At 57.5% G+C, this 12,174-nt stretch carries 7 protein-coding genes; 6 read left to right on the plus strand and 1 reads right to left on the minus strand.

The genetic code is table 11. From position 1 onward, the window contains the following. Positions 1-160 precede the first annotated feature (160 nt). The gene (locus LAO21_13925) at positions 161-2,101 is read right to left on the minus strand and encodes a peptidyl-prolyl cis-trans isomerase (GenBank protein MBZ5553817.1); all 1,941 of its coding nucleotides are present in this window, start codon (positions 2,099-2,101) and stop codon (positions 161-163) included. Between the two features lie 729 nt (positions 2,102-2,830). Here LAO21_13925 and LAO21_13930 point away from each other — a divergent pair. From LAO21_13930 to LAO21_13955, 6 genes are all read left to right on the plus strand, one after another. Next, a complete protein-coding gene (locus tag LAO21_13930; GenBank protein ID MBZ5553818.1) occupies positions 2,831-3,862 on the plus strand; it encodes a rod shape-determining protein in 1,032 nt (343 codons plus the stop codon). A gap of 52 nt (positions 3,863-3,914) precedes the next feature. Then, complete coding sequence (mreC, locus tag LAO21_13935) at positions 3,915-4,739, plus strand: rod shape-determining protein MreC (protein MBZ5553819.1); 825 nt, start codon at positions 3,915-3,917, stop codon at positions 4,737-4,739. 58 nt (positions 4,740-4,797) lie between these two features. Continuing rightward, positions 4,798-5,286, plus strand: a complete 489-nt coding sequence (gene mreD, locus LAO21_13940; GenBank protein MBZ5553820.1) for a rod shape-determining protein MreD — start codon at positions 4,798-4,800, stop codon at positions 5,284-5,286. Positions 5,287-5,310: 24 nt separating this feature from the next. Then, positions 5,311-7,209 (plus strand): penicillin-binding protein 2, encoded by a 1,899-nt coding sequence (mrdA, locus tag LAO21_13945; GenBank protein MBZ5553821.1) that lies wholly within the window; start codon positions 5,311-5,313, stop codon positions 7,207-7,209. Positions 7,210-7,261: 52 nt separating this feature from the next. Beyond that, positions 7,262-8,350 (plus strand): rod shape-determining protein RodA, encoded by a 1,089-nt coding sequence (rodA, locus tag LAO21_13950; GenBank protein ID MBZ5553822.1) that lies wholly within the window; start codon positions 7,262-7,264, stop codon positions 8,348-8,350. A gap of 279 nt (positions 8,351-8,629) precedes the next feature. Continuing rightward, positions 8,630-11,512: a TIGR03960 family B12-binding radical SAM protein gene (locus tag LAO21_13955; GenBank protein ID MBZ5553823.1), complete on the plus strand. Its 2,883-nt coding sequence runs from the start codon at positions 8,630-8,632 to the stop codon at positions 11,510-11,512. Positions 11,513-12,174: the final 662 nt, after the last annotated feature.

The following is a 12,174-nucleotide window of genomic DNA, read 5'->3' on the forward strand; positions in this document are numbered from 1 at the left end:
GGAATCCGCACCGGTTCGAATCGACGCACAGCGTGGCGCTGAGGCAGAATCAGCTCCCCGTGCGACGTTCCAGTTGGTTCAAACAAACCGTTCCCGCCCCAAGAAACGGAACCCAGGATCCTCGCTCCCCGGGGCGCCGGGATGGCTCACCCATGGATCATCAGACCACCCGGCGATTCAAGGCCGCATTCAGCGCCTTCTCATTGATCTTCACCTTGCCCTCGCGCAATGCGCGGGCGAGCAACTCCTCCTGGAAGGACTGAAAGGCGTTGCCGCGCTTCTGTTCCTGCAGGGATGCGGTGGTGGCCGCCCTGGCCTTCTCAAAATCCTCCGGCTTTACTTCTTCCTTCGCCTTGATTCGGAAGACCACGAATTTGTTCCCGAGCTTGAGGGCGCTCGAGGTTTCGCCCACCTTCATCCCAAATGCCACATTGCTGATATCTCGCGTGTCGCCCAGCTTTTTATCAGGAGCGTTCCGCTTGAAGGGTTCCGTGGTCTCGGCCTTGAATCCCGCCGATCTGGCTGAAGCCGAAAGATCCCTGGCCGAAGCGGCCGCCTTTGCAAAGGCCTCGGCTTTCTTCTTCGCCAACGTCGATGCCTGCTCGTCCTTAAACGCCTTCTCAACCCGGGCGCGCACTTCCGAGAGCTCGGGAACGTGCGGCGATTCAATCGCCACCACCTCGGGAACCGCGAAACCTGTGCTGATTCGGACGGGCTGTCCGCACCTGTTCAGCGGGGTCCCGAAGATTCTTTTCTCAAAGTCGGGATTGCTGCCGACCTCCGGCACCGTGTCACCGACCGCGAACAGGGGCGTCTCGCGGACCTCCGCGCCAAACTGCTTGGCGATGGCCTCGAGATCCGCCGGCTTGGCCGAGGCAGACGCATAAATCTGGTCGGCGAGGGCGCTGCCCTCACGATCCGCCTTTTGTGCCATGAGGGTCGGCCGGATCTGCTCCTTGGCTTCCTCGAAACTCATCGTGTGGGCCCCCTGATGTTCCATCGCCTTGATGATATGAAAACCAAACCGGGTGGTGACCAGATCACTGACGGCGCCCACGCCCAAGGAAAGCGCCACTTGTTTGAACTCGGGAACAAAGGGGGTGCTCTCATCCACCCAGCCCAACGCTCCGCCGGATGCTTTCGTGCCGGGATCCTCGGAGTATTCTTTCGCCAATTGAACGAAATCGGCTCCCGCCCGGGCCTTTGCCAGAACTTCAAGTGCTTTCTGCCTGACCTTCTCAACCTCATCAGGCGACTTACCGGTCGTACTGAATAGTATGTGGTTGACCCGGGTGCGGTCGTTGACGAAATACCGGATACGGTTTTGATCGTAATACTGCCGCAGATCCTCATCGGTAATCTTCAGATTGGCACGGATCTTGGTCATGCTGACGAGGAGATATTTTGCCCGGCGTTGTTCCGACGTCATGAATTTCTGCTTGTTGGTTTCGTAATATTTTTTCAGTCCCGCCTCGTCCACCGGGGCCGATTTCTCGATCTCCACGGGGTCGAACAACACGTAATCGAGCGTGACTTTTTCATTGTTGTTACGGTAGGACTGCGCCACCTCCTCCGGCGTCACAATGATGGAATCCGTTATCAGGTGGCGGAGTTTTTCGATCAGAATCTGGTCGCGTTCACTGGCCTCGAATTCCTCCACCGACATCCCGGTCTGCTGAATGACGCGGCTATACGCCTGCATGTTCACCCCACCCCCCATTTGCTGGAACAGGGGAATGGAGAGAATTCTTTCTTTTAACTCGCGGTCGCTGGCGTCCAGCCCGAAGGTCTTCGCCTCTTGAATCAGCAGCTTCTGCGTAATCATCTCGTCGAGCAACTGCCGGGGCACCCCCACCTTCTTCAGGAACTCGATGTCTTTGGGGTAGTTGGACCCTTTCAGAAAGCGTTTGAAGGCGGTTTCAAAGTCGCGCGAGGTGACTTCCGTTTTCCCTACCTCGGCCACTGCCGCACTGGAACCGGCATCACTGATCGTGCCGGATGTCGGAATAAAAAAGACCACCATGCCCAGCGCCATGATGCCCGTGATGAATCCCAGAATCCACTTCATCGCGGCTTTTTGCTTACGGAACAGATCAAGCATGAATGATTACTCCTTCCCAAACGGGGAATTATATTCGACAACCTCTGAATCCTCAATGTGATTTTTGCCGGTTCCTCCACTCCCCGATCCATCGACCCTTTTCATCCGGTTGGTGCGAGCAGGATTTGGAGCGGCAATGGGGTCGACGGAGTAAAATTAAATCCGGGTTCCGTTTTGAAACATGACTTTTTGTCCCGGTTTCCCCTTCAGAAAATGGAAGCGCGCCCCCTGGAGGTACCCCTCAAAAGAGTTGAACTTGTGCCGTGTCTATGCTAATTTATGTTTTTTCAGGGGGTTCGAGGCACCCGGGTTTTGGGAATGACAATCGCACTCTTCCGAAAGATGAGTTTTCTGGCGCTGGACTTTTGGTCCGAGAAAAAAATTGTGCTCGAGCGTCGGAGGATTCGAATTCGGGGTTTTTGAGTTTCGTGTTGATCTCATCTCGTGATAATCAAAATGCCCTTTTCATTTGACAGGAGACGGGTCAGCATTCACGTCTATCGACGTACTTTCTTCAATTGAAGTCAATCCCAAGCCGGTCCGTTTGTCCGTTCCCAAATATCTAAAGTTTATCCGATTTAAGCCGTTAAGATAAAAGGAGGGAGATAACCTGTCAACTCTCGGGGGAGGTTACGCCCTCCGGTCCCGGGCGGCGCAAGTCGACAGGGATTGAAGTCGTTGACAGGTTACTCTTGTGATTCCGTGGTAGCAGAAGGAGTTCAGTCCGTAATGAACTTTCGATCGATTTTCAGTTTTTTCTCCAGCGACCTGGCGATTGATCTTGGCACGGCGAACACGCTGGTCTTCGCAAAAGGCAAGGGAATCCTGGTCAATGAACCCTCGATCGTTGCGGTCAACCGGGTTACCAACGAAGTCGAAGCGGTGGGTCGGGAAGCCAAGGAAATGCTGGGACGCACCCCCGGCAACATTGTCGCCATACGGCCCTTGAAAGACGGGGTCATTGCTGATTTCAAGGTCACCGAGCGCATGCTGAACTACTTCATCCAGCGCGCCCACAATCGGAAGATGCTGGTGCATCCCCGGATTGTCATCGGGGTCCCCAGCGAGATTACCCAGGTCGAAAAACGTGCGGTGATGGATTCCGCTTTTCGCGCCAAAGCGAGTGAAGTGCATCTGGTCGAACAAGCGGTGGTGGCCGCCATTGGGGCCGGCCTGCCGATTTCGGAGCCCTCCGGCAACATGATCGTGGATATCGGGGGCGGGACCACGGACATCGCCGTGATTTCGCTTTCGGGCATCGTGTACAGCCGCTCGGTGCGGGTCGCCGGCAACGCCATGGATGAGGCCATTACCCAGTACATGAAGCGGAAGTTCAACCTGCTGATCGGGGAGCGCACGGCCGAGCAAATCAAGATTGAAGTGGGCTCCGCCTACCCGCTCGATACGCCGCTGACCATGGAGATCAAGGGCCGAAATCTGATCGAGGGCATCCCCAAGACGGTGACCGTGACGGATGCGGAAATCCGGGACTCGCTTTCGGAATCGGTGGGAATTATTGTCAACGCGATTCGCGTGGCGCTGGAACGCACCCCTCCCGAACTTTCCGCCGACATCAGCGATCGCGGCATCATGTTGACGGGTGGCGGCGCCCTGCTCAAGAACCTGGACCGCCGCATCAGTGAAGAGACCGGCCTGCCCGTATTTGTGGCGGATGACCCGCTGTGTTCGGTGGTCCTGGGAACCGGCCGTATGCTCGACGACTTCCGGCTGTTGCGCAAAATTTCAGTGGACTACCAGTGATGGGAAAACTTCAAGCCGCCAGGGCCTCGTCCGGCGGTTGAAGGGTACGACCATGAACGCATTTCTGACTCGAAGAAAAAACTGGGTGACGCTCAGCCTGACGCTGCTCACACAGTTGATCCTTTTAGGGGCTCAAGTCACCGACCGTAACAACGTCAGGTTTGTTCGGATCTGGGCCAACTTCCTCATCATCCCGGCGGAACAATTCACCTCAGCCACGGTCGATATCACGAGCAACGTGTGGCACCGCTATATTGCCCTTCGACATGCCTCGGAAGAAAACCACCAGTTGAAGGAACAGATTCAGGCCCTGTCCCTTGAGAAGAACCGGTTGGATGCGGAAGTCCAGGCAAGCCGGCGGCTGCAGGCGCTCCTCAATTTGAAGGAAGCCGCCCCCTGGGCCAGCGTGGCCGGTGAAGTCATTGGGAGTTCTCCCAGTGAAGCCTTCAAGTCCATCATCATCAACACCGGAGTCAATGCCGGCCTGAGCAACAACCTGCCCGTTCTGACCCCAGACGGCGTGGTCGGCCGGATCGTCCGTGTGTCGGCTCACTCTTCCTGGGTGCAACTGATCACCGACAGCGAGAGCGGGGTGGGCGTGGTGTTTGAGAAGTCGCGCGTTCACGGAGTCGCGAAGGGTTCGGGCGGCAGCCTTTTGGACGTTGAGTATGTGGTGAATGAAGAGAACATTTCGGTCGGAGATGCCATCCGGACCTCGGGGGAAGACCAGATTTATCCCAAGGATTTCCTGGTGGGGACGGTGGTCTCGGTGCAATCGGGTAGCGGAATCTTTAAGAAAATCACCGCCCTTCCCGCGGCGCAACTGTCGCGACTGGAAGAGGTGTTGGTCATGAAAAAAACATCAAAGCGCGAATAACACTCCCGCGAGGCAGCGACGGCTTCGCGAGCGGGGTCCCGGCGGACGGGTTGACTGAATGGAGCGTCTCCGTTATTCGATTTGGGTCATCGCCCTGTTTGTGGTCATCTCGGTGCTGGTGCAGTCGAAGCTGCCCCTCTGGCTGCCCCGGACCTCGTGGCTGGATCTCCCCCTGATTGTGACCATCTATTTTGGACTGTCCTACCGGGATTCGATCCGCGGGATGTCCATCGGGGTGGTGGCCGGGCTGCTTCAGGATGCGCTGTCCCATGGCCCCGTTGGAATTAATGGCCTGACAAAAACCGTGGTGGGATTCTTCACCTCTTCGGTCAGCGGACGGATTGAAGTGGAGCATACAGCGATTCGCATGACCGCGTTATGGCTATTCAGCGTCGTCGATCTGGGGGTATTTGCGGTGCTGGAGAAGATCTTTTTTTCTTCGCGTTTTTCTTGGGCCCACTATCACTTTGTGTTCTCCCCGATCCTGAATGCGGTCATTGGCCTCCCTCTCTTCTACCTCGGCGACCGACTCCGCAAGAAAGATTGAAAACCCTGGTTTAGGCAGTCGAGCATGGATTATCGCGATCTTTTTTCAGATAACACCAAGTCTCAGATCCGGCGGATCCCTCTGATTGAACGCGGACTGGCCGGAGTGTTCGTCGTGTTGCTGGCCGGTTTCGCCTATCTGCAGCTCGTTGAATCCCCGCGATACCTGGACCTGGCCGAACGCAACCGCGTCCGCCTGATCCCCCTGGTCGCGCCGCGGGGACGTATTCTGGATCGCGACGGCCGCGTGATCGTGGACAACCGTTCCGCGTACTCCGTGGCCCTCATGCGCGAGAACGTCAAGAATCTCAATCTCTCCGTCGATGCGATAGCCGAGGGCCTGGGGTTGGACCGGGCCGTTGTGCTCGACCGCATCACGAAATTCAAACATACCCCCTCCTTTCAGCCGATCATCATCAAGGAAGACGCCGGGAGTGCCGATGTGGCGTTCGTTGAGGCACACCGCCTCGAGTACCCGGAGTTGGAGATCATATTGCTCCCGCGGCGCAACTATCCCCCGAATGGAATGGCCGCACATCTGCTCGGCTATGTCGGCGACGTGACGCCGGAGATGTTGGGCAGCAAGGAGTACGCCAATCTTCAGGCGGGCGATGTCGTGGGAAAGTCAGGCGTCGAGTTTACGTACAATGACTTCCTGACGGGCAAAGACGGGTATAAGCGGGTCATCGTCAATAGCCGCGGACGCGAGATGGGAAAACTCGAACAGCTGGACCCCATCCCCGGAAGGCAGTTGAAATTGACCGTGGACCTGGATTTGCAGCGTGTCGCCGAGGAATCGATGGGAGACCGCTCCGGTGCAGTGGTGGTCCTGAATCCGCAGACGGGCGAAGTGCTGGCGATGGTTTCTCATCCCGCTTTCGACCCCAATGAGTTTGCGGGACGTATGGGAGCGGCGCAGTGGCAGGCCATCCAGAACGATCCCAACCGGCCCCTGCTCAATCGCGCCATCCAGGCCCGCTTCTCCCCGGGTTCTGTCTTCAAGATCATCATGGCCACGGCAGGCATGGAGGCCGGCACCGTGACCCCGGCGACCTCGTACCACTGCGCGGGGTCCATTGTGCTTTACGGAAATCTGTTTCATTGCCATGGCGGGCACGGCCATGGAACCGTCGGACTTCATCAGGCCATCGTCAATTCCTGTAACATTTTCTTCTACAATGTCGGCAAGACCCTCGGGATCGACCGGATCAGCTATTACGCCCACAAGCTCGGGCTCGGGGACAAGACCGGCATCGATCTGCCCAACGAGGATCCCGGTCTCATCCCTTCTCCGGAATGGAAGAGGAAAGTCCGCTACCAGCCATGGTACCTCGGTGAAACCATCTCCGTCTCCATCGGCCAGGGAGCCGTGGGGGTGACACCCTTGCAGATCGTCCGTTCGCTGGGTGGCATTGCCCTTGGAGGGATCTTCCGCCAGCCGCACCTGGTGGACTGGCAGCAAAACGAGGGGTTCGCGACACCGAACACCAACCCCGTCGATGAAAAATTTGATTTGAGACCGACCACCGTGGATGAGATCTCGCGAGGCATGTGGGGCGTGGTGAATGAAGGGGGCACCGGCACACGGGCGAGGCTGCCCGATGTCGAGGTCTGTGGCAAGACCGGGACCGTCCAGGTCGTTGGCAGTGGAGCCAAGGTCAAGCAAACGGCGGGAAGCGAGTTTGGAAATCACGGCTGGTTCGTGGCTTTTGCCCCTCGCGAGCGCCCCGAAATAGCCGTGGCGGTCATCGTCGAGCACGGCGGCTATGGCGGTGACATTTCCGCCCCCATCGTGCACGACATTCTCAAGACCTATTTCGACAAGAAGCACGTGAAACCCTCGCCCAAGGTGCCCGTGCAATTGACCGCACTGCCGAACGACATGGCATCGCACCGGCAGGGGACAAGAAAGATCGAGAACTGAGCGCCGCCGGGTTTTCAGAACGGCGCTTGACCGGGAAAGACCGAAAGGCAACATGGCAAAAAGGGGTTCCATTGCTGATTTCGATTGGTGGCTGCTGCTGGCCGTGCTGGCACTGGCCGGAATCGGCCTGATTGAGATTTACAGCTCTACCATCCACACCAAGTACGCCGGACTCCATATCCGTCAGCTCTACTGGGTGCTGTTGGGACTGGGGTTGATGTGGATCGCCGTGCTCGTCGATTATCACTTCATCATCGAGCATGTGCCCCTGCTGTATTTGTTTGGTGTGCTGCTCCTGATTCTGGTGATGGTCATGGGGCAAACCAACCTCGGATCCAAGCGGTGGCTGGGATATGGGGCCTTTTCGATCCAGCCGTCCGAGGTGTTCAAACTCATTCTTGTTTTGACTTTGGCACGCTATTTCAGCGAGCGCCGCAACCGGGAACTCAACTGGATCGATTTGTTTCAGGTGGGAATCCTGGTGATCATTCCCTTTGCTCTGATTCTGGCTCAGCCCGACCTGGGAACCGCGCTGACTTTCTTTCCGATTCTGGCGGTGGGAATGTGGCTTGCCGGCGTCCGCTGGAAAATGGTGGCCACACTGGGCCTCGCCGTCGCGCTGGTGCTGCCCATGGGATGGTTTGTGCTCAAGCCCTACCAGCGGGACCGTCTCATGACGTTTATCCATTCGGATGCCGATCCGTTGGGTCGCGGGTACCAGATTGCCCAATCTAAAATTGCCGTGGGTTCGGGGGGACTGTTCGGCAAGGGATTCTTAAACGGCAGTCAGAACCGTCTCGGGTACGTCCCGCATCGCCACACCGATTTCATTTTTTCGGTGGTGGCAGAAGAGCAGGGCTTCCTGGGAGTGGCCGTCGTGCTTTCGCTGTTTTCCTTCGTCATTTTCAGGTCGATCCGGCATGCGCGAACCGCGCGGGACCGGTACGGAGTCTTCATCGTCATGGGGGTCGTCGCCCTGTTTGCGTTCCATGTCATCGTCAATGTGGGCGTGATCATCGGGTTCATGCCAGTGACGGGAATCCCGTTGCCCCTGGTCAGTTCCGGGGGCTCCGCCATCCTGACGACATTCCTCGCCCTGGGCCTGGTGCTGAATGTCCGCATGCGCCGATACGTCAATTAGCCGCGTTTTAAGTTGAAGAAAGGATCATGGGCCAGAGTTCGATCCTGCTCTTGTCCGGCCCCACGAAAAGTCCCTCCGCTCCACCGTCATCAAGAGCGATTCACCCGGACCCCGGCAAGAGGTGAACCCTCAGCCATCCCGGAAACGATAAATTATGCCGTGTCCATTCGAGGGCATTTGATTATATAATCGCTGGCCATAAGCATATCCCTCTGACACTGGCCCCCGGGACCACGTGCGTTCCCGGATGAGTTGACCTGGAGGGCAGAAGGTCTTTGTATGGAAATCTCGCTTGATCTCGACCGACTTATTCAGCAGGTGGAAAAACCCGTCCGCTACCTGGGGGGCGAGTGGAACCAGGTGGTCAAGGACCATGCCGCCGTTGACGTGGCCATGGCCCTCTGTTTTCCCGATATTTACGAAATCGCCATGTCGCATATGGGAGTTCGCATCCTCTACTCCCTGTTGAACCGGCGACCGGACGTGGCCTTCGAGCGATGTTTTACCCCCTGGGTGGACATGATCGAGAAGATGCAGCAGCACCACCTGCCGCTCACTTCCCTGGAAACCCGCACGCCGCTCGATCGCTTCGACATCGTCGGTTTTTCTCTCCAGTATGAAATGTCGTTCACGAATATCCTGCTGATGCTGGAACTGGGCGGCATTCCGCTCCGGAGTGTCGACCGCGACCTGAGTTTTCCGTTAGTGATTGCCGGAGGCCCGGTTGCCCTCTCGCCGGAACCGATCGCGGACTTTATCGACGCCTTCGTTATTGGAGACGGTGAAGAAACGCTCGGCGGCCTGATCGATTGTGTCAAAGACTGGAAGCGCTCCGGGGACGGGATGAATGCTCATGCGGACAAATCCCAGCTGCTGCGCGAGCTTGCCAAGCGGCCGGGCATCTATGTCCCTGCCCTTTACGACACGGCGGTTCATCCGCTGCACGGCTTGCAGGTCGTGGTGCCGCGCGAGTCCGGGCCCACCGTCAAGCGGCCCACCGGATATGACCCCGTCTTCTTTCACGGGGTCCTTAATCGAACGCAGCCGGCCGGGGGGCTTGCACCTCCCTTCCCGGTCGTCCGGCAATACGTTGAGGACCTGTCCGCTTATCCTTTTCCGACCGATCTCATCGTGCCGTTCGGTGAGATTGTGCATGACCGTATCTCCATGGAAATCGCCCGCGGGTGTCTCGATGGCTGTCGTTTCTGCCAGGCCGGTTACACGTACCGGCCTTTGCGGGAGCGCTCGATCGATGACATTGTCCGAACCATTGTCAAGGCCAGCGAACAAACGGGATTCGACGAAGCGACCATTGCTTCTCTCTCCACGGCCGACTACTCCTGCTTGAATCCGTTGATGGAAAAATTGATGGATGAGCTGGAGCACCGCAAGATTGCATTGTCGCTCACCTCCATGCGGGCCGATTCGATCACTCCCGAACTCACCTCGCAGATGAAGCGCGTGCGTAAGACGGGCCTCACTCTGGCTCCCGAGGCAGGCACCCAGCGCATGCGCGATATTATCAACAAGAACATCACTGAGGAGTCGGTGCTCAAGAGCGCCACGGCCGCCTTTGACGCGGGATGGGACCTCATCAAGCTTTATTTCATGATTGGCCTTCCCATGGAAACCGGAGACGATGTCCGGGGAATTTTCGAACTGGGGAAAAAAGTCAGGGATCTCAGCACGCGGTCGAGGCGGTCGGTCAACATCAATCTTTCCGCTTCGTCCTTCATTCCGAAACCGCACACCCCCTTTCAATGGTTCGCCTTTTGTGATTTGGAGGAGATCAAAGAGAAGCAGCGCCTGTTGCGCTCGTGGTGCAAGTCGGCCCGGATCAACTTCAAGCACCACCATCCCGAGACTTCGCAAATGGAGTGCGTCCTGTCGCGCGGGGATCGTCGCCTGGGACGCGTCATCGAGCGGGCGTATCGAAGCGGATGTCGCTTTGACGGCTGGGACGACCAGTTCCGATATGATTTATGGGTCCAGGCGTTTGAACAGGAGGGTGTGGATTTTCGACAATACCTGAGGGCGCTCCCGGTCTTCGATTGCGCCGAGTGGCGGGGATCTACGGAGCCGGAACGGAACGACTGTACCGCCTATATCAAGTCGCTCTCGACGATCCGCGTGAAACCGCTGGACGCCCCCGTCGACTGGACGCCGCTGCCCTGGGATCACCTCGACGACCGAGTGGACAAGAAGTTCATCGTCTGGGACTTGAAACGCAGTCTCCAGGCCCGGGTCTCGCCCACCTGCGGCCCGGACTTGTGCTATAATTGCGGGTTGGAGTGCGAATTTGATGGGACGGGCCCTGGAGTCATTCAATCCGTGGAGCTGAAGAAGCCCGGAATTCAGGGGAACGGTCACGGCCAGAATCACGATCGGGATTTGGAAATGGAGCGTGAAATCCCCGCCGCGCCGGTTCAGGGTCCGGGAGCCGGGCGTTACCGTGCCTCATTTACGAAAGTGGGTCGATCCAAGTTTCTCTCGCACCTCGATCTGATGCGGCTGGTCCAGCGCGCCTTTCGTCGTGCGGGGATTCCATTGAAGTACTCTCAAGGCTTCCATCCGCAGCCGGTCGTTTCGTTTGGCCCCGCCCTGTCTGTCGGGATCGAGGGCACAGCCGAGCTGGTGGATTTCGAAGCCATGGTCGGGTTGGAGGAAAAATCGTTTCTTTCGGTCATCAACTCCGTGCTCCCTGACGGAGTCCGATTCACCCGCTTAAAACCAGTTGACCTGCACGCTCCTGCGCCATCAGCCATCGTCAAGGTAGCACGATATCAAGTGGAACTGGCCACGGACAGGATCCTGACGTCGGACAGGTCACAGGACGGGTCCCAGGGAGATCTGAGTTACGATGGGGTGACGCGGCAGTTGGATGCGTTTCTTGCCGCCAAGTCTTTCGTGATCCAGCGAAAAAAGAAGGACCGGATCGTCCCGACGGATCTCCGGTCGTTCGTAAGGAAAATCGAGGTCAAGGAATCCTCCGGTCGCCTGCTGCTCGAGCTCGAAATCGAGATGGGCGAGCGCGGTTCGGTCAGGCCTCAAGAAGTTCTAAAATCCATTTTGAACATTTCAGACGAGAACTTTCACGCAATCAAGCGCGACGCGCTTTTCGCCGAGCGAAATGGAACTTACTCTCCAGCTTTTTCCAGCTGATCTCTGGATAAGGCTCATCACTTTTCTGGAAGCGATTTTGAATGCAGCGACCTGCATGCACCGCCATCGCTCCGCGTGGACGGGGTGGACTGCACGGGGCCGCGATGCCGGGGAGGGCCGCTGGCACGCTGTATCGGAGTGCCCCCTTGCAAGGCTTGCCCGGGGCGTTCAGAGTCTCCTGGAAAATAACTTTCATTTCACCACCGTTCCCGCATTGTCCGGTTGCACCGGAAGGCCAGGACCCGGCAGGGGTCGTGTTGCGGTGGATCTCGGATCGTGGCGTGCTCTGTGCCCGGATGGTCGCGAAAGTTCCTGTCTCGAGGACACCCTGGGGAGAAGCCTTAGCGGCCTCCCGCGGAAGTGTCTCGGGAAGGAATTCGGCAATGTCAAAGGAAATGATTATCAACACGTCTCCCCAAGAGACGAAGGTCGCGATACTCGAAGAAGACCAATTGGTCGAAGTTCACATCGAACGGAGCCTCGAACAAGGCCTGGTTGGGTCCATCTATAAAGGCCGTGTCACTAAAGTCCTCCCCGGCATGCAATCCGCGTTCGTGAATGTGGGCCTGGATCGCGACGCCTTTCTTTACGTCTCCGATTTCTTTGAAGATGCTGAGGAATACGATTCCATCGTCGCCACGGTGGAAGACAAGATTGAAAAG

This window comes from Terriglobia bacterium, from assembly GCA_020073085.1.
Taxonomy (GTDB): domain Bacteria; phylum Acidobacteriota; class Terriglobia; order JAIQFV01; family JAIQFV01; genus JAIQFV01.